This window comes from Listeria goaensis (genome assembly GCF_900186125.1).
Lineage (GTDB): Bacteria > Bacillota > Bacilli > Lactobacillales > Listeriaceae > Listeria > Listeria goaensis.
This window is the reverse complement of sequence record NZ_FYBQ01000011.1, coordinates 49,718-69,392: the sequence shown is the minus strand read 5'-3', so window position 1 is coordinate 69,392 and position 19,675 is coordinate 49,718. Positions and strand designations below refer to the sequence as shown.

12 protein-coding genes are annotated in these 19,675 nt (G+C 41.8%); 5 read left to right on the top strand and 7 right to left on the bottom strand.

Going from position 1 to position 19,675, the window contains the following annotated elements; all coding sequences use genetic code 11:
• The first annotated feature begins 24 nt into the window (after nt 1-24).
• Genes CFT42_RS12015 through CFT42_RS12005 form a run of 3 tightly spaced genes read left to right on the top strand, consistent with a single transcriptional unit; the run spans nt 25 to nt 3,057 of the window.
• Nucleotides 25-1,272 (top strand): sugar ABC transporter substrate-binding protein, encoded by a 1,248-nt coding sequence (locus tag CFT42_RS12015; RefSeq protein ID WP_088810892.1) that lies wholly within the window; start codon nt 25-27, stop codon nt 1,270-1,272.
• A 49-nt stretch (nt 1,273-1,321) separates the two neighbouring features.
• Nucleotides 1,322-2,209, top strand: coding sequence for a carbohydrate ABC transporter permease (locus CFT42_RS12010; RefSeq protein WP_088810891.1), 888 nt, complete (start codon nt 1,322-1,324; stop codon nt 2,207-2,209).
• A 17-nt stretch (nt 2,210-2,226) separates the two neighbouring features.
• Nucleotides 2,227-3,057 (top strand): carbohydrate ABC transporter permease, encoded by an 831-nt coding sequence (locus CFT42_RS12005; RefSeq protein ID WP_088810890.1) that lies wholly within the window; start codon nt 2,227-2,229, stop codon nt 3,055-3,057.
• A 437-nt stretch (nt 3,058-3,494) separates the two neighbouring features.
• Here the strand turns inward: CFT42_RS12005 and CFT42_RS12000 are convergent, their stop codons facing one another.
• The 4 genes from CFT42_RS12000 to CFT42_RS11985 all read right to left on the bottom strand — a co-directional run bounded on the left by CFT42_RS12000 (nt 3,495) and on the right by CFT42_RS11985 (nt 10,961).
• Nucleotides 3,495-4,625: a glycerate kinase family protein gene (locus CFT42_RS12000; RefSeq protein WP_088816221.1), complete on the bottom strand. Its 1,131-nt coding sequence runs from the start codon at nt 4,623-4,625 to the stop codon at nt 3,495-3,497.
• Nucleotides 4,622-6,310 (bottom strand): sugar phosphorylase, encoded by a 1,689-nt coding sequence (locus tag CFT42_RS11995; protein WP_369821474.1) that lies wholly within the window; start codon nt 6,308-6,310, stop codon nt 4,622-4,624. Before CFT42_RS11995 ends, CFT42_RS12000 begins: the two co-directional genes overlap by 4 nt.
• Entirely contained in the window at nt 6,303-8,900 is a 2,598-nt protein-coding gene (locus CFT42_RS11990) for a glycoside hydrolase family 38 N-terminal domain-containing protein (protein WP_088816220.1), read from the bottom strand. The genes CFT42_RS11995 and CFT42_RS11990 overlap by 8 nt, the downstream gene beginning before the upstream one ends.
• Before the next feature lie 75 nt (nt 8,901-8,975).
• Nucleotides 8,976-10,961, bottom strand: coding sequence for a fructose-specific PTS transporter subunit EIIC (locus CFT42_RS11985; RefSeq protein WP_088810887.1), 1,986 nt, complete (start codon nt 10,959-10,961; stop codon nt 8,976-8,978).
• 132 nt (nt 10,962-11,093) lie between these two features.
• On the opposite strand from CFT42_RS11985, the gene CFT42_RS11980 reads away from it, so the two are divergent.
• Nucleotides 11,094-11,846: a MurR/RpiR family transcriptional regulator gene (locus CFT42_RS11980; RefSeq protein WP_088810886.1), complete on the top strand. Its 753-nt coding sequence runs from the start codon at nt 11,094-11,096 to the stop codon at nt 11,844-11,846.
• A 269-nt stretch (nt 11,847-12,115) separates the two neighbouring features.
• Here CFT42_RS11980 and CFT42_RS15125 read toward each other — a convergent pair whose 3' ends face one another.
• The 3 genes from CFT42_RS15125 to gltB all read right to left on the bottom strand — a co-directional run bounded on the left by CFT42_RS15125 (nt 12,116) and on the right by gltB (nt 18,561).
• A complete protein-coding gene (locus CFT42_RS15125) occupies nt 12,116-12,205 on the bottom strand; it encodes a putative holin-like toxin (RefSeq protein ID WP_220387118.1) in 90 nt (29 codons plus the stop codon).
• A 285-nt stretch (nt 12,206-12,490) separates the two neighbouring features.
• Nucleotides 12,491-13,960: a glutamate synthase subunit beta gene (locus tag CFT42_RS11975; RefSeq protein ID WP_088810885.1), complete on the bottom strand. Its 1,470-nt coding sequence runs from the start codon at nt 13,958-13,960 to the stop codon at nt 12,491-12,493.
• Nucleotides 13,961-13,974: 14 nt separating this feature from the next.
• The gene (gene gltB, locus CFT42_RS11970; protein ID WP_088816219.1) at nt 13,975-18,561 is read right to left on the bottom strand and encodes a glutamate synthase large subunit; all 4,587 of its coding nucleotides are present in this window, start codon (nt 18,559-18,561) and stop codon (nt 13,975-13,977) included.
• A gap of 179 nt (nt 18,562-18,740) precedes the next feature.
• Between gltB and gltC the strand changes: the two genes are divergently transcribed.
• Nucleotides 18,741-19,631, top strand: coding sequence for a glutamate biosynthesis transcriptional regulator GltC (gene gltC / locus CFT42_RS11965; RefSeq protein WP_088810883.1), 891 nt, complete (start codon nt 18,741-18,743; stop codon nt 19,629-19,631).
• The last annotated feature ends 44 nt before the right edge of the window (nt 19,632-19,675 follow it).

The window sequence follows — 19,675 nt, the reverse complement described above, 5'->3', positions numbered from 1 at the left end:
TCATAAAAAACGGAGGTAAAAATAATGAAGAAGAAAATGAGTATTGTTTTGTCTGTTTTAGTTTTATCCTTAAGTTTAGTGTTAGCAGCTTGTGGTTCAGGAAGTGGGAGTGAGTCTAGCGATAAAGATACTTTAACAGTATGGGCAATGGGTGATGAAGCAAAATCCCTGAAAGACTTAGCCAAAGACTTTACGAAAGAAAGTGGCATTGATGTCAAAGTACAAGTTATTCCTTGGGCAAATGCACATGACAAATTACTAACTGCTGTCGCATCAAAAGAAGGTCCAGATGTTCTGCAAATGGGAACGACTTGGATGCCTGAATTTGTAGAAGCTGGCGCTATTCAAGATATTTCGAAGGAAGTTAAAGCGAGTGAAAACATGAATCCCGACAAATTTTTCCCGGGTTCAGTAAAAACAACCGAATTTGACGGCAAATACTACGGTGTTCCGTGGTACGCAGAAACGCGCGTCTTATTCTACCGTACCGACTTACTTAAAAAAGTAGGCTACAACGAAGCCCCTAAAACATGGGATGAGCTTTCCGACGCTGCTTTAAAACTTTCTAAACGTGGCAAAGACATGTATGGCCTTAACGTTGACGCGAACGAACAAACACTAGGCTTTATGTTCGGTCGTCAAAACGGCTCTGAGCTTCTTACAGATGACAATACAAAACCCGTTTTTAATCAAAAAGAATTTGTAGATGCAGTGAAATATTTAGATTCCTTCGTAAAAAATGGTTCTGCTCCTGACACTGATTTAGGCATGGATGCTGCCCAAACATTTGGTGGCGACGGAATTGTACCGATGTTCATCAGTGGACCGTGGATGGTTAACACCATTAAAACAACGATTCCTGATATCGAAGGAAAATGGGCAACTGCTGTTCTTCCTAAAAAGGAAAATAACATCTCCAGCCTAGGTGGCGCGAACTTGACTGTCTTCAAATATTCTAAGAAACAAAAAGAAGCACTTAAATTTATGGAATTTATGAGCCAACCAGATATTCAGTTGAAATGGCTCAAAGACACAAACTCAATGCCAGCAAGTAAAGCAGCATGGGAAGATAAGACACTAAAAGAAGACCAATTCTATCAAGTGTTTGGTGAACAAATGAAAGACGCTGAACCAATGCCACTTATTCCAGAATTTGAAGAAATTGCGCAAACGTACCTCAAAAACTGGGAACAAATTTATCGCGGCGGTGCTGATCCACAAGAACAAATGGACTCATATAATCAGCAAGTCATCGATATACTCAAGAAATAAAATACCGCGGGGCGCAATTTGCCCCGTTTTTTCATAAGAAAGGAGCGCCATGAAACAGTTTTTAAATCGTCATACACCCTATTTCTTTATTTCGCCAGCGCTAATTTTACTTATTCTTTTTTCCCTTATACCGATTGTCGTCGCTTTTGTTATTAGCTTCACCGACATCAACTTAACGGGACTGGCGGACTTTTCGAAAATTAATTTTATCGGATTTGAAAACTATATCAATATTTTACAGGATCCGGTTTTCTTGAAATCCATTGGAAACACACTATTTTATGTTATTGTCGGTGTTCCACTTGTCATCGTTTGTTCGCTTGCTATTGCGATTATGATTAACTTTTCGCAAGCGAAGATTTTCCAATTTTTCCGCTTAATCTTTTACACACCTTCCATCACAAACGTTGTCGCGGTGGCCGTTGTTTGGAGCTATTTATACAACCCGCAATTTGGGCTTTTTAACTACTTGCTGTCGCTCATTGACTTGCCGCCAGTTCCGTGGTTACAAGATCCTACGATTGCTAAAATCTCTTTAATTATTCTTGCTGTATGGCGGGCCATTGGTGTCAATATGATCATTTTTTTAGCGGCCCTGCAAGGTATTCCAAAAGAATACTACGAAGCAGCGCAACTAGATGGTGCCGGCAATTTCCAACAGCTCTTTAAAATTACCGTACCGCTTCTTAGTTTTGCGATTTTCTTTGTCAGTGTAACAACATTAATTGGCTGGTTGCAATTCTTCGAAGAGCCGTTTGTTATGACAAAAGGCGGGCCGCTAGACAGTACAAATTCAGTTGCCCTTTTCATCTACCAAAACGGTTTCCAATTTAGTAAATTCGGTTACGCGGCGGCTGGGTCATTTATTCTGTTTATCGCGATTATTATCGTGACTCTGATTCAATTCCGTTTACAAAGAAAAAATAATACGATGTAATTTGAGAGGAGAAAAAAATGAATCCATATACAGAGAAATCTCGCATGTCAAAACTAATTGTTATTCTTATTTTAACGATTGGCGGATTTTTTATGATTTTGCCGTTCATTTGGATGGTTCTCTCCTCCTTTAAAACGGATGCAGAAATTTTAAAAATTCCTCCAACCATTTGGCCTGAAACATTCACTTGGGAAAATTTCAAAATGTTGTTTGTTGAAATGAACTTCAGTGTGTATTTAAAAAATACACTTATTATCGTGCTATTCTCTTTCATTGGCCTATTTTTCAACGCAATGGCCGGCTATGGTTTTGCTAAATTTAAATTTAAAGGGAAAAACAAACTATTTTATTTAGTGTTAGCTACAATGATGATTCCCGGACAAGTAACTATGATTCCGGTCTACTTAATTTTAAATGCGATGGGACTCACCAATACAATGACAGGTATTATCCTCCCCGGCCTAGTTGGCGCCTTTGGGATTTTCCTATTCCGGCAATTTATGTCCACCATTTCCGATGACTTGCTTGAAGCGGCACGACTAGACGGAGCAAGTGAATTTTATATCTTTTGGCGAATTATCATCCCGATCTCGCGTCCAGTATTAGCTGTTCAAGGGATTTTGACATTTATCGCAGGCTGGAACTCATTCCTATGGCCACTCATTATTGCCAACGACGAGAAGTACTATACACTTTCCGTTGGCTTGCAACTACTAAAAGGGCAATATAGCAGTAATTACGCTTTGCAAATGGCAGGTTCTACCTTCATGGTTATCCCCGTTATCTTGATTTTCATGATGTTCCAGAAATATATTTTAAAAGGCTTCAATGTTTCAGGAATGAAATGATGAATTAAAAAGACAAAAAACGGTGCTACAATCCAAAAGTTAGAGCACATTTAATTAAATTTTTTGGCTGGTCTGAAGACAGTATTCTATCTGACTTCGGCCAGCCAATTTTAATTTGATATATTGATGATGATACAATCTTATTACTATAGAAACTTATTATGTTTTGGGATTAGCTTTCGTAAAATATAAATGTTGCAACCTCTAAAAAGATTTTCTACCCATTTTTTTGATTAAGTTAGAATTTACACCTTACATCGGCCTATAAAAAAAGCCGAGAGATAAGTTGTCTCTTCAGCTTTCCGTCCGTTTAGAACTCAAACAATTGCTAGGGATGGTCTTATAAATACTGCCACCCCTACTTCAGTTATATTATTTTTATCTTCGTAGCAAATGTTCACTACACAAAACTTTCCAATGAGCGCTTCAGGCTTCTTTTAATTTTTAGGAATGTATTTAAATAGCTGATAACTTTCTCTAGCTGTCAAAGCGAGATTCTTAGCTGCCACTTCTTTTTTCAAGGCCGAGTCTAAAGAAATCGGCTCTTGTTGAATTGAAAAAACGCCCAGAAGGAGTGCTTCCAAATCACCTAAGTTTGCGCTTCTCCTACCAGCAAGCCCAATCACTGGAATTGCATATTTCCGAGCAATTTCAGCAATTTTCATTGGTAATTTTCCTTGTGCGGATTGTTGATCTATACTGCCTTCTCCCGTATAGATTAAATCTGCTGTTTTTAGAGCAGCTTCTAAGTTGGTCATTGCTGCAATTAGATCAAATCCAGATTCGATTTTCCCACCAATACAGACCAGACTTCCTGCTATCCCCCCAGCCGCTCCTGTTCCTGCTAGCTCATTTAAATCTGTTCCTACTTGTTCAAAAATAAAGTTTGCCCAGTCTTTTGCCCGTGCATCTAGTCGCTTCACTTGCTCCAAACTTGCTCCTTTTTGTGGTGCAAACACATGTGCAAAACCAAGCTCACCTGAGAAAGGATTACTCACATCACTTCCAATGAAGATTTCAAGTTCTGCGAAGGTTTCTTTTAGCGCGTGTAAATCAATATCAAATTTCGCCTCTTGCAAAAGTAAGTTTCCTTCATGTTTATTTCCTTTTGTAAGAGCAGTAAGCAAGCCTAATCCGCCGTCTGATGTTGCTGTTCCGCCTAAAAAGATAACGATTTGCTTACAATTCCGTGCTTTGGCATCTAGAATCATTTCGCCAACACCAAAACTACTCCCTTGTTTTGTCGTTTCTCCGCTTGGTTTGATGGCTTCAATTCCGATAATCGATGCACTTTCGATGATAGCTGTTTTTTTATTTTTCCAAGTTGTGATGAGGTAGCTGACTTCTCTTGCCCGGTTCAGTGTATCTGTCGCTATCATCGTCACACTTTCCACGTGCTCTAGGCCATGTTTTAAGGCACTCATGCTCCCTTCACCGCCGTCTGAAACTTCATAAACTTGGATGTCTGTTGAAGCATCGATTTGATGAATTCCTTTTTGAATGGCTTCTCCAGCTTCTAAACTTGTTAGACTTCCTTTAAAGGAATCCACCGCGATTGCGATTTTCATTTTTCTTCAACCTCAATCCATGCAAATCCGTAAGCGTTAAGAGAGAGCGTATTTGTAACGAGAGCTTCGTTAATAATGTCAAATCCACTTACGCCTTCGATTGATACAGTTTCATTACTTACGTTTGTAAAAGCCAGAATACTCTTTTGTCCATCTCCAAGATTTCGTTTTAACGCAAAGATTTTTGCTCCATAATCTAACACACTTTGGCTCGCATAAGGGCTAAATTGCTCGTAGTTTTTTCGAGTTTTGATTAACTTAGAAATGCCGTTAAAAATCGTCTTGCGGTAATGATTCGTTTCTAACTCGTTAAGCAAAACTTCTTTATCCAATTTTTCACGGTTGATACGCCGATTAATACCAGATTCATTCACACCTTTAAAATCATTTTTAGAACCAAAAAGAGAATGGTAGTAAATGGCTGGGACACCGACCATCGAGAGTAAAATATGATGTGCCGCTATCATTTTCTGAGTTGTCTGTTCATCATCTTCTCCCTCATTCCGTAATGCTTCTGAATAATTAATGTTTAGCTCATAAACTGTCTCACTACCATCTAGATTCGATTTATAAGATACCTTTCCGCCATTTGCCAGCACTTTTTCGACTAAAAATCCACGTTCTTCTTCAGGTAAAATGCCTTCTGTTGGGCGCATTCCAATTCCGTCATGAGAGGCTAGAAAATTAAAATAGGTCGATGTACTTGAAACACGATCAATATTTTTAGCCCAACCGCTTAGAATTTCGCTGCTGTTTTTTGTAAAAGCATGTAAGACAAGCGGCGGAAGCGGAAACTGGTAAACCATCTGTGCTTCATTCCGTTTGTTGCCAAAGTAGCTGATATTTTCTTCATGCGGTACATTCGTTTCAGTGATGATTTGGGTGTTGGGTGCGAAATATTCCAACAAAATTCGCCAAAGCTGAATTAATTCGTGCGTTTCCGTTAAATGAATCGAGCTTGTTCCCGATTTTTTCCACAAAAAACCAATTGCATCCAGTCGAATGGAAGAAGCCCCTTCTCGTGCATAGGTTAAAATAACATCTGTCAGCCGCGCGAGCATTTTTCCGTCTTGAATGTTCACATCGACTTGGTCTTCGCTAAAGGTTGACCATGCTGAAACAGAACCATTTTTTCCTTCATAGGTATGGAAGAGTGGTGATGTCCGAGGCCTTACAACGTTTGAAACATCAAAATTAGGATTTTCTTTTATAAAGGCTTCTCGAAATTCTGGATCTTCTGCTAAAAATCTTTTGAACCAGTCGCTTGATTTTGACATGTGATTTGCAACAAAATCAAACATTAACCGATAATCTTGTCCGAGATGATGAATATCCGACCAGTCTCCAAGTGAAGGATTGATTTGATAATAGTCGGTCACGGAAAATCCATCATCTGACGTATAAGGAAACATGGGGAGTAAATGTACATCCGAAATAGTTTCTCGCGCCACTTCATCAAGCGTTTCTTTAAGCGCAAGTAAAGGTGCCTTGCCTGCAGACTGAATACTATCACCGTAAGTAATCAAATAGACATTGTTTTCCCCGATAACTTCATGTTTAGGAAAGGAAAGTTGTTCAAATTTTTGAATGACGGGTTCAAGCTCCGCCATCACTGCATCTGCTTTTTCACGATATATTTGGTTTATTTTTTCTGAAATTGCTTGTTTGATTTCCAATTTATTCACCTACTTGATTCAAGACTAGACTTGCAAAATCTTTTCCGCCAATTTCTATTACGCTTTTATCCGCTTTTTCATCTAATGTGCAACTCTTGCGAAGTGTTTCTGGTAATATAATTGGTTTTTCTTGTGGATTAAATACCCGCAAAATGATTTGGTTGCTTTTTTCTGCTTTTTTCATACTACTTACAAAAATATCATTCGGCACGGTAAGCATGGTTTTTTCTACTGGTAAACCTTGTAAGTTTTCAGGTTGCGGTAATTCAAAACGATCTAGACGCTCTTCAAAGCTATTCAAATTTTGTAATTGATAGCTCAGTACATTACGAGAAACTTCTTCTGCGCTCCCATATAAATGAACGGGTTCTGGCTCTCCTGCCGTAAAACGGCAACTCAGTTCAAATATCCATTCACCTTGCATCTGAGCATCAGGCGTTTCCACCACTTTATTATTAATTCCAGACGCTCGCCCCGGCCGCCAAGCAAGGTCATCGCGTCCAAGTAGGCCAACACTTCTAAATAGAGTGATAAAAAGGTGTTGATTTGTTGCCTCATATTCTTTTAATCCTTTTGGATAAACCGCCAAGTGTCCTGCCTCATCTGGCGTTACAACCAAACGTTCAAGCGGATAAATTGCTTGCGGGGATTCCGCAAACCCAAGTTCTTTCCAATTTGATAAATAAGGGTTATTATTTTGACGTTCTAGCAAACTATAGCCTTGATCTGCGAAACTCATACCCGCTTTATTTTCACTGGCAAACCGCATTCGAATTCGGTGATCTTTAGTTTGATTATCAAGCTTGTGCGCTAAATGAATTAAATCAGAGTTCTTCGTGAGACGAATCGTTGTCTGGATTTTCATCTGTTCGGTTAATGCATTCGCCTGCTCAAGATTTTTTGCCACTGCCACTTCCGTTTCTACAACCATCTGACTTTCTTCTGCTGACTCTTTCACTTCGAGAATATGAAATCCGTTTGAAAAATTGGCTTCGTTTCCTTCGATAGGTGAAAAATCATAAGAATCCCCACCATCCGCGCAATTTTCAAAATCAAAAAAGTTTTTTCGAACCGTTCCATCTGCTCTTCTTAATTCAATTTGTCCGCCAGCAACACAAATCTCATAAAATTCATTACGGATACTTGTTGCTTCCGTTAACGCTAACACTTCAGCAGAGGTTTCATCAAGCTGCAGCTTACGATAGCCAAATCCTTCAAAATGGACTCTTGCTGTAATTTCCGTACGGTAATACCCCGGAAGTTCAACTTGCACTTCGCCGTCCGCCGTCACCTTCACCTGGGTTCCGCCAGAAATATATTCTTGTTTGCGAATCACTTGGTTTAAAATATTTCCTACAATATCTGTTAGTCGAACTTGCTTTGAGTGAGTAAACACAACGAAGTCCACTTGCTTTTCTACACTTTTAGGACTTAAATGAAATGCAAGTACACCCGATTCTTCTCCCAAGACAGCCCTGCTAATTTGCTTTTTCAAAATATTAATCTGATCGTCAATAATTCGTTCTACTTTAAATAAACGATTCATAATTTCCCGATTAGTTTCATCTGAGTTACACCCGCCAATCGAATCATGCGCATGCACGTCAAAAAGAAGTTTTAGACAATGATTAATCCAGTTTTGCGGATAATTTCCACCAAGATCCTTGCTAAGCACTGCCAAAGGTTCCAACTGTTGATACAGTTTTTCTTCTACTTTTGCGTTTAAAATTTTAATATCCACTCTTTGCGAATGTATTGTATTATGAATACGTGATTTTTGACAAGCAATTAGTTCCCCAGAAATTTCAGTAGCGTGCGGGCGCTCCCATGCTTTTTCCATAAAACTTTCATAATCTGACAAAATAAATTCATAATGCCAATCCCGTTTATTGAGTTCTTCAACCACTTGTGGGAAGTGTTTTCGAACAAAAACCTGATCTCCCCCAGCTGGTAGTAACAAAGGCACGTGCGCTGGATTCTTAGCTTCTAGCGCCTCTAAAATCGGAAGCAATGTTTTTTCTACATAGTCCTCTTCATTTGATAAGAATTTTCCCGGACCATATCCAAAAAAGAGATTATTGGTTTTAATCCCCTCTCCATTTGGTGCAATCCAGTTGAAATTTAAATCTTCGCTAACTTGTTCGTTATACACACCTCTTTGTAGCACGCTATAGGACAGGCCAAATCGTCTAAATATGCTTGGTAAATAAGCATTTTGCCCAAAAACATCTGGCAAATAACCAATATCCATCGAATGTCCCAGCGCTTCAGCTCCTAATTTTCCAATTAATAAATTACGAATGGTCGATTCGGTTTGAACAAGTAAAGTATCCCCTTGTGTGTACCAAGGGCCTACATGTAGCCTATTTTCTTGAACAAGTTTTTTGATACGCTGGCCATCTTCAGGCGTATATTTAAGATAATCCTCAACAACAGACATCTGTCCATCAAAGGTATATGTTTTAAATTCAGGTTGCCTCTCCAAAAAGTGCAACAACTGGGAAAGATTTTCACTTAATAATGTATTGGAATCTTCTATTGAAAAGTACCACTCACGATCCCAATGACTATGTGGTACAACAAAAACTTGCCTTTTCACGGATCAATCACCTATTCTAAATTTTTTATTTCTAAAGAGAATGGGACAAACAAATATTTGCCCCATTTCTGATTTTTACATATCAACTTTCTTACCTTTAGCTTCTTTGCGTTTAATAATCGCGTATCTTACAAAGATGTTTCCAAACGCTATTACAAGAACCCCTGCAAGCAAGCCAATTAAATAAGCTGGTAAATGCTCAACAAGTGGCCAGCCCCAAACTGCTGGGAGTGGTAGCCACTGCACTGCGCCTAAGGCAACTGCTGTACAGGAACCTACGATAGCCCCAATCACATTGATAGGAATCGTAATCAGCGGATTTCTTAGCATAAACGGAATTGCACCTTCTGAAATGGCTAGAAATCCTAGTAGGAATGAAGTGCCTCCAACAACACGTAGCTCTTGTGAATACACACGTCGTCCAACAACAAATCGATCGATCATCGTAGATAAGCCAAGTCCAAGTGGCGGAATGACAATTGCAAGTACACGGGCAGTTAGTGGAAAAATGCCATCTGCTGCTAAACCGATTGCAATTGCACCGGCTGCTTTATTGACTGGTCCACCTAAGTCGAATGCTGTTGCAGCTGCAATAACTGCTGATAGACCAATCTCTCCTGCCCCACTCATATTTGTAATCACATCGGCAATCCATTTATTTAAAGCTCCAAATACTGGATCCACGAAATACATATTGAGTACAAAGATGAAAAGTACCGATAAGCCTGGAACCAAGAACATTGGCTTCATAGCGCTTAAATTTTTACTTAATTTAATCTTGTTGTTTAAGAAACGAGAAAAGTAACCTGCCGCAATACCTAAGACTAATGCTCCTAAGAACCCACTTGGAATTCCGCCATCAATTCCCCAGAATGTGTAATGTAACCCGCCTGCAAAAAGTCCACCTGCAAAACCTGCTACTAAACCAAGGCGGTCTGCAATGGAATAAGCCGCAAACATTGCAAATACTGGATAAATAAATTTGAAGAGTAAGTTTCCGAATGCATCTAGATAATGCAAGAAGGTGACTAGACCACCCGTATCACGGTAAGCGGCTTCACCAATAACGGCTGGATCCATTCCAAGCGCTAAGCTCCAAACAAGTTTCGCAATTCCTAGCATTAACCCTGCGGCAACGAGAAGTGGAATCATGTATGAAATCCCTGTCATTACAGCCGTAATGATTTCATTTTTAATTCCTTTCTTTTCCGTGCCAGAATTAGTTGATATTTCTTCAACTGTCCCCTCTACAATTCCTTGGGGAGAATTCAAGGCTTGATTAATAATTTCTTCACTTCGTTTTAAAGGTTCCGCTACTTTCACTTGTACATAAGGCAGACCTGCAAAGCGTTCACGTTCTTTAACTTTTGTATCGACTGCAAAAATAATGCCTGAAGCTTTTTTCACCATTTCAGGCGTAATTTTATCTTCTAGACCGTTAGCACCTTGTTTTTCAACATGGATTTTAATGCCCATTTCAGTTGCTTTCTTCTCTAAAGTTTCAGCTGCCATATACGTATGCGCGATTCCTGTTGCACAAGAAGTAATGGCTAAAAGAAACTTATCCGAATTCACCTTTTCGGAAGTCTTTTCTTCTTTTTCTTCAGATAATAAAGCTACAATTTCTTCTGACGAGTTTGCTGCCTTGATTGCATTTAGATAATTTTCATCTACTAATCGACTGCTTAGCTCAGCCAACAATTTTAAATGTGTCGTTCCTGCTTCGCTCTCTGGAATGGCTAAAAGAAAGATTACATCTACTTTATTTTCAGGATTTAAAGATGGCCAAGCTCCCTTTTTCATTGGTTCATCAAGAGTCATGACTGCAAATCCAGCTTTGTTAACAGCTTTACTTTTTCCATGTGGAATAGCTAAACCATTTTCCATTCCAGTTTCGGAATGTTCTTCTCGTTTATATACATCGGCTAAAAATTCGTCAATGCTTGCGATGTATTCGTTTTCAAAAAGTAGCCGAGCGAGTTTCGACAACGCTTCTTCTCTTGTGGAAACGTGTTGCTTCGCAAGAACTAAATTCGGTGCTATTAGCGCTCCAATATTCATTTAACTTTCTCCTTTGCTCTTTTGATAAAAATAATATATCACTAAAATGCAAACATTTTCATTCAGAATTTGGATAATTATCCAGAATAGGTTACAATAGGGCTGTGAAACGAATCAGGAAGGGGAAGACAAATGGGTGTTTTAATGGCTTACTACGGAAATCATCTCGATGAATTGAGTGAATCTGAAAAGTCGGTTTTTTTTAACCTTGATAACCATCCAGAGCTTGTGAATCAGATGAATTTGACGGATTTAGCAAAACGAATTGCTTCTTCTAATTCTACAGTTATTCGATTAGCTCAGCGACTTGGCTTTCAAGGATATTCGCAGTTTAAATACGAAATTAATCAGCTGCTTGCGCAAATGGTACAAATTCAAGAGAAGGATTTAGTGGCGCAATATCATCGCTTTTTTGAGCAATCTTTGCAAACTTTAACTTTAGAATCGATTGACTATTTTGCAAAGCACATTTATGAAGCAGAAAGTCTGTTTATAGTTGGAGTAGGCTTAACCAAACCTCTTGCTGAATATATGAGTAAATACTTGTACCAACTGAATCGTCCTTCCATGTATATATATGAATCGCATATGCTTGATTTACTTCCACAACTTTGTAAGCGAAACGATTTGGTTATTTTTATCAGTATGAGTGGTGAAACGAGTAGTTTACTTGCCTCGGCTAAAAAAGTAAAACAAACTGGCTGTCCGATTCTTTCAATGACAAATGCGAAGAATAATTCACTAAATAATTTGGTGCTTAGTAGTATTAGTGCGGGAATTCCAACAAATGCTTTTCATAACTATGATATTACTTCACGCTCGTTTTTAATGATTCAAATCGATTTGATTCTTGAACTGTTTTTGAAAAAGTATGCAGATAATTAATCGACTATTCCCCCACCTTCCTATGTTCTTGCTCATCTTTATTCAATTATTGCTTATATTAAATTTTGAAATACACCTTGGCTTTCGGTGGATTTTTTGGACTTTAGGAGTAATTTATCGTTTAAAAAGAATTTGTTTTTTTGAAAGTGTGTGGTATACTCGAAATAAGAAAAGGGATATGCGCTAACATATCCCCGCACAGAGCCATTAAAGATGGTGGCTGATTAGATGATATAAATAACCATCCTTTCGTCCAAAGAATTAGATGGTTATTTTTTTTGCTTATCGTTCGAGTCACGAACAGCTAATACTAACATTGCAAAAGCAATCATCAGCACTAGCGTTTCATACACCGACACAGTTAATCCTTTCCAGGAAGAAACCTCGAATAAACATCGGCCTCACCCCCTTGCTAGGGAATTTCAGCCACCATCTTTACTTCTCTGCTCATTTATCTTAACACGAATTGAGTCTCTTTTCTATCCCCTTTTATCTAGGAGAATATTGATTTTTGTGAGGTGTTCATGTTTTTCAAAAGTTATAACTCTTCCAAAAAACTCTCATTGAGTTTATTTTCACTAGTATGCTATTAAAGAATTATTTTCCCACGTAAAAAAGCGAAGGAGGCAAATCCTTCGCTTTTCTTATGGTAAGAACGTTTCGTCCATTAAATAAAAGTCAACCTCACGCGCAGCTTCTCTGCCTTCTGCAATGGCTGTCACAACGAGGCTTTGGCCGTATCTTGCGTCCCCACAAGCGAATACTGCTTCCTCACTCGTTCTGTAAAACCCTTTTGCGGCATCAATTGTGTGGCGCTTTGTTTGGCCCACATTAAAATTCGTGAAAATATCATCTGTAGCGCCAGCGAATCCAGCGGCAATTAGAACCATGTCGGCTTCAAAGAAACGTTCAGTACCTGGTATTTGTGTGTACTTATGATTCTCTACATCATGGTCCACTTGAACAGTGTGAAGACCAATTAGGTTTCCAGCGTCGTCTTTTTCAAACGCGACTGTGCTAATTAAATACTTGCGTGGATCAGCACCATAAACGGCTTCCGCTTCAGCGTGAGCGTAATCCATCTGGAAAATATGTGGGTATTCAGGCCACGGGTTTTTCCCGGTCCGCTGTTCCGGAAGCTTACCGCGGTGTCCGAATTGGTGGATGGAGGTTGCACCTTGCCGAAGGGCTGTCGCAACACAATCCGCACCGGTGTCACCACCGCCAATGATAATCACCTTTTTCCCCTGTGCAGAGAGGGTTTGAACGCCCTTGTTATCGAGATTGTCGCGAATGCTTTCGGTCAAGTACGGGACGGCCATGTGAATGCCTGCTGCTTCTCGTCCAGGGATTTCAACATCACGCGGCTTGCTTGCACCCGTTGCTAGGACGACGGCATCGAATTCAGCTTTTAAGTCCGTCATTGTGATGTCAACGCCGGCGTTGACGTTTGTCACAAATTCGACGCCTTCAGCGGCCATCAAATTGACACGGCGCATGACGGATTCTTTCTCGAGTTTCATCGTTGGGATGCCGTACATGAGCAAGCCGCCGATACGATCGCTTTTTTCATAAACCGTGACGAAGTGCCCCGCCTTGTTTAACTGATCAGCGCAAGCAAGACCAGCGGGACCAGAGCCGATGATGGCAATCCGTTTACCCGTCCTATTTTGCGGTGGCTCTGGCTGAATCCACCCTTCGGCAAATCCGCGGTCAATGATTTCCTTTTCAATCGATTTAATGCCGACCGCCGGTTCCGAAATCGCGACCGTACACGCCCCTTCGCACGGGGCTGGACAGACACGCCCAGTAAACTCTGGGAAATTGTTCGTCTTCATAAGCAACATGAGCGCTTCTTTCCAGTCGCCGCGGTAAACCGCATCGTTCCACTCAGGAATCAAATTGTTCAGCGGGCAACCCGATACGCCGTTTTTAATTTCCATGCCAACGCTACAAAACGGGACACCGCAGTCCATGCAACGCGCCGCTTGAATCGTTAAATCCTGTTCCGGCATCGGTAGATTATATTCATTCCAGTCGCGCGTCCGCGTTTTCGGATCGCGAACGGGCGCTTTAATCCGTTTATAGTCCATAAAACCAGTTGATTTTCCCAAATTCATCGCCTCCTTTACTGCGCCGTAACTTCCTCTTTATTTCCCGTCAGCTCATAAAATGCTGCCAGTTCCGCCGCCGCATGCGTTTCACCGCTCGCTTCAAGCTCTTCCATTCGCGTCAAAATCGCCTCATATTCATGCGGAATGACGTACACGAAATGCTCAAGTTCATTTTCAAATTGGTCTAAAATGGATTTCGCGAACTTGCTCCCTGTGTAGGCGACATGGCGAATCAGCATATCCTTCAAACGATTCGCCTCCCGCGCAGAAGACACGCTCCGCACCGAAACAAGTTCGTGGTTCGTCTTCAAATGAAAGGCTTCCTTGTCACGCGTATAAACGTACGCCACACCGCCTGACATTCCCGCTGCGAAATTGTCTCCCACTTCGCCTAAAATGGCTACGGCACCACCTGTCATATATTCACAGCCATTATCGCCGATGCCTTCTACAACGGCGGTCGCACCGCTATTTCGTACGGCAAATCTGGCGCCCGCTTTTCCTAACATATAAGCTTCTCCGCCTGTTGCGCCGTAAAGTGTGACGTTGCCGACGATGGCCGATTCGTGCGGATTTACGGGTGTCTTGTCATTTGGTGCGACGATGAGTTTCCCGCCTGACAGCCCTTTTCCGAAGTAATCGTTCGCATCGCCTATGATTCGAAGTGTCATGCCATTTGGCGTAAAGGCACCAAAACTTTGACCTGCAGCACCGATAAACGTCAAATCAACGGTATCTTCCGGTAAGCCTTCTGCGCCAAATTTTTCGCTAATCATTGAACCCGAGATGGTGCCAATTGCGCGGTCAATGTTGCGCACAGGGAATGTCCCCGTCACTTTTTGCCCCGCTTCAAGTGCTGGCTGAATTTGCTGTACAATTTGGCGGGCATCAAGTGTTTCTTCTAACTTATGATTTTGCGCCTTCGTGCAAATTTGCGTCTGTGTTTTGTAAAAGTCATCTGTATAAAGCAACTTGCTGAAGTCCAAATATTTCGCTTTCCAGTGTGCGTCTTTTCGTTCGTGGAGTGTGATATATTGTTTTTGGCCAATTAGTTCGTCCAGCGTGCGGAAACCTAGTTCCGCCATCATTTCGCGCATTTCTTGAACGATAAACTGGAAGAAATTCACAACGTAGTCGGCGGAACCGGCAAATTTTTTGCGCAGCTCTGGATTTTGTGTTGCGACGCCAACCGGGCAAGTATCCATGTGACAAACGCGCATCATGACGCAGCCGAGTGTCACGAGCGGTGCTGTCGCAAAACCATATTCTTCTGCGCCTAGTAATGCCGCGATGAGAACGTCTTTACCGGTCATCATTTTGCCGTCTGTTTCCAAGGTGACTTGATTTCTAAGGCCATTCAAAAGGAGCGTTTGCTGTGTTTCCGCGAGACCAATTTCCCACGGTAAACCAGTGTGGCGAATGCTACTTCTGGCAGCAGCACCTGTTCCGCCTTCATAGCCGCTAACTAAAATGACATCGGCGTTTCCTTTTGCCACACCAGACGCGATTGTGCCCACGCCGGTTTTCGAAACGAGTTTCACATTAATACGCGCCTTTTGATTCGCATTTTTTAAGTCAAAAATAAGTTGGGATAAATCTTCAATTGAATAAATATCATGATGTGGTGGCGGGGAAATGAGGCCGACTCCAGTTGTTGAACCACGTGTTTTGGAAATCCACGGATACACTTTCTTCCCAGGCAAGTGTCCTCCTTCGCCTGGTTTCGCCCCCTGTGCCATTTTAATTTGCAACTCTTCCGCATTGACCAAGTAATGGCTTGTTACGCCAAAACGACCAGACGCCACTTGTTTAATCGCGCTTCGGCGCAAATCGCCGTTTGCATCGCGCACAAAACGCGCTGGATTTTCACCGCCCTCACCGCTATTGCTTTTGCCACCAAGGCGATTCATTGCTACAGCGAGCGCTTCGTGGGCTTCTTGGCTAATCGAACCGTAAGACATCGCACCCGTTTTAAACCGTTTAAAAATCGCTTCGGCTGGTTCAACTTCCTCGATAGGAACGGGCTTACGATCACTTTTTATATCAAACAAGCCACGTAGAAAAGCTTGATTTTGATTTTGCATTAAATCGGCGTATAGTTCGTAAGCTTCGCGGTCATTTTCGCGTGTCGCGCGTTGCAAGGAGTGAATCGCAAGCGGATTATAGACGTGATATTCGCCGTTTGAACGCCACTGGTATTCACCGCCTGAATCTAGCGTAAACGCCTGATAGCCAATATCGTGAAACGCTTGTCTATGGCGGAGCCACGCTTCTTTCGCAATAATATCAAGCGGGATGCCAGATAATACGCTTGCCGTCCCAGGGAAATATTTCTCTGTTACGTCAGCGCCAATGCCAATCGCTTCAAAAATTTGTGCTCCGCGGTAACTTTGCACAGTGGAAATTCCCATTTTCGACATCACTTTTAAAATTCCGTCTGTGAGCGCCTCCATGTATCTCGTTTCCGCTTCATCAAGCGTAAAACCTTTCATGCGACCTTGCTCAATTAAATCATGGAAAGCGTGCAGCGCAAGATACGGGAAAATCGCATCCGCACCATAGCCAATAAGTGTTGCGCATTGATGAACGTCACGCGCCTCGGCTGTTTTCACGATGAGGCTCGCTTTCGTCCGCAAACCTTTTTGAATCAAATGTTGATGCAAACCACTTACCGCAAGGAGTGACGGAATACCAATCCAATCGGCGTTCGTCCCTTCGTCCGTTAAAACAATGAGCTTGCTACCTGCTTGAATGGCTTCTTCTACTTGGGTAAAAAGAATGTTTAAGCGCGCATCTAGCGACTCGCATTCTTCTTGTTTGAACAGCATCGGTAAAATCGTCGTGGCTTCGCTAAATTTAGTTTGGTTTTTTAGGGCCGCATATTCCTTACGCGTCAAAATTGGCGTTTTCAAGCGGATTCGATTAGCGTTTTGTGCGCCAGGAGCTAAAATATTTCCTTCGTCGCCTAGAAGCGTCATCGTCGACACAACCGTTTCCTCGCGAAGTCCGTCGATCGGCGGATTCGTCACCTGCGCAAATAGTTGCTTGAAGTAATTAAACAAAAGTTGTGGTCGTTTCGAAAGCACTGCAAGCGGCGCGTCGTACCCCATTGCGCCCATCGGATCTTTTTTCTCCGTCACCATCGGAATTAAAATTTTGTTCAACTCGTCCTGCGTGTAGCCAAAAGCCTGCTCGAGTTTAAAACAAGCCGATTTTGTGAGCGGCACGAAATCCTCTTTTACATCTTTCGTGAGCTCGGAAATATCGGTTAGATTTTCAAGCCAGTCCGCATATGGTTCCGCCGATTCTAATGCCCCTTTAAGCTCGGCGTCCGGAATGATACGCCCTTGCTCCAAATCAATGAGCAGCATTTGGCCAGCGCCAACGGTTTCTTTTTTCACAACGTCTGCTTCATCAACTGGCACAACACCTGTTTCCGACGAATAAATGATTGTCCCGTCTTTCGTCAAATAATAACGAGCCGGACGCAAGCCGTTGCGATCTAAAATTGTCCCAATGACGCGGCCGTCCGTGAAGGAAATCGAAGTCGGTCCGTCCCACGGTTCCATGAGTGTCGCGTGATACTCATAAAACGCACGTTTTTCCTCCGACATATTTTTGTTTTTATCCCACGGCTCCGGAATGAGCATCATTGCCGCGTGCGGGAGCGCCCGCCCTGTTTGCACGAGGAATTCAAGCGCATTATCAAGCGTGGCCGAGTCGCTACCTGCTTCATCAATGATTGGCAAAACCTGACCGAGCTTTTTGCCAAAAAGTGGACTTTCTGCGCGTTTCTCACGAGCCTTCATCCAGTTCACATTGCCGCGTTGTGTGTTGATTTCACCGTTATGAATCAAGTAGCGGTAAGGATGCGCCCGCTCCCAGCTTGGAAATGTGTTCGTCGAAAAGCGCGAATGAACGAGCGCAAAAGCCGACGTGTATTCTTGGCTTGCGAGGTCCAAATAATACGCGCTAATCTGCTCTGGCAGTAACATCCCTTTATAAATCACTGTCCGAGTTGATAAACTCGGCACGTAAAAAGTCCCTTCTAAGTCAAGTGTCTTTGCAAAATTTTCAATTTGTTTCCGTATCAAATAAAGCGCGCGTTCAAATTCCTTTTCAGAACGTGCTTCTTTCTGTTCAATAAAAATCTGGTAAATTGCCGGCTCCGTCTGTTTCGCGCCCGCGCCAATTTTCGTTGCATCGGTTGGCACTTTTCGGTAGCCAAGAAACGTTTGCCCTTCTTCCGAAACAATTGCCGCAAACCGTTCCATCAGCTTTGTGCGTTCAAATTCATCTTGCGGAAAATTAATCATGCCCACCGCATATTTAAATTTTTCTGGAAGTGAAATGCCCTCTTCAGAACAAACTTTTCTAAAAAAAGCATCTGAAATTTCAAGTAAAATGCCAGCGCCATCACCCGTATCTCCGCCAACTTCACCACCGCGGTGTTTAAGCTGGCATAACATGTGAATCCCTTGCTCCACAATTTTATGCGAACTTTTATTTTGTACATTCGCCACAAAACCGATTCCACAAGCATCATGCTCATTTTCTGGATTATATAAACCATGTTTTTTTGGCAATCCTACATTTCTCATTCAAATTCCTCCTCCAGCATCCGCCTCTCTTTATTGACGGAATAAACTAAATTGATAGAAAATTCTCTCCCATCAAGTGACGTTTTGTGTAAGTTCTATTTTATCCCTTTTCATTTATCGAAACAATATATATAATAGAATAAAACAATCTCATTTTGAGAACGAAAGAAGTGTTTAACGTGGAACTACGCCAATTAAAATATTTTATGGAAGTCGCAAGAGTCGAACATATGACGCAAGCATCCGAAAATTTACACGTCGCCCAATCTGCCGTCAGTAGGCAGATTATTAAACTCGAAGATGAACTCGGCGTGGCGCTGTTTGAACGCGTCGGCCGAAACATGCGCCTTACAAATGTTGGGAGAGATTTTCTTGAACAAGCCAAGCGCGCCTTCAATGAACTCCAAAAAGCAGAATCCATTGTTACCGAGTATACCAATCCAACACTTGGAACCGTGCGCGTCGGGCTCCCTAACTCGCTCGCCACAAAAGTTTTACCCGCCGTCATTTCCAAGTTTCGGGAAAAATATCCCGACATTTCCTATCAATTTCTGGAAGGCTCAAACGCAGAACTCACAAACATGCTACACTCTGGCGACCTCGACTTCACGTTTTTGTCACCCGTCCCAGCTGAATCCGAATTTTTTCACACAACCCGCTTTTTTGATGAAAAATTAAAAGTAATCGTCCCAAAAACGCATCCGCTAAGCAGCGAGCAGACGTTAACGCTTCAAGACCTCGTCCAAGAAAAATTTATCCTTTATCCGAGCGACTTCGATTTATTCCAAATCGTCCAAAAGTCCGCCGAAAAAAAAGGTATTATGCTTGATATCGCCTTTCAAAGCACCGATTTCTACACAATTCAAGGCCTAGTCGGCGCTGGACTCGGCATTTCCATTCTCCCAGAAATGATTTTAGACGGTGCCATCTTCAAAGAAACCATCAGCATCCCTTTGCGCGACAAGGACTTACGCCGTTCAGTCGGCCTCATCACCACCAAAAAACGCAATTTATCTCCATCCGAACGACTATTTCACGATTTTATTTTAGAATTTTTCCAAAGCAAATAGATTTTTCGCATCAAAATAAAGAAGCATACATCCAAGTAACCATT

Excerpts from the sequence above, each read along its gene's own strand:
- CFT42_RS12010 (WP_088810891.1), top strand. The coding sequence starts at position 1,322 with ATGAAACAGTTTTTAAATCGTCATACACCCTATTTCTTTATTTCGCCA.
- CFT42_RS11985 (WP_088810887.1), bottom strand. The coding sequence starts at position 10,961 with ATGAATATTGGAGCGCTAATAGCACCGAATTTAGTTCTTGCGAAGCAA.
- CFT42_RS11980 (WP_088810886.1), top strand. The coding sequence starts at position 11,094 with ATGGGTGTTTTAATGGCTTACTACGGAAATCATCTCGATGAATTGAGT.
- gltB (WP_088816219.1), bottom strand. The coding sequence starts at position 18,561 with ATGAGAAATGTAGGATTGCCAAAAAAACATGGTTTATATAATCCAGAA.
- CFT42_RS12015 (WP_088810892.1), top strand. The coding sequence starts at position 25 with ATGAAGAAGAAAATGAGTATTGTTTTGTCTGTTTTAGTTTTATCCTTA.
- CFT42_RS12000 (WP_088816221.1), bottom strand. The coding sequence starts at position 4,625 with ATGAAAATCGCAATCGCGGTGGATTCCTTTAAAGGAAGTCTAACAAGT.
- CFT42_RS12005 (WP_088810890.1), top strand. The coding sequence starts at position 2,227 with ATGAATCCATATACAGAGAAATCTCGCATGTCAAAACTAATTGTTATT.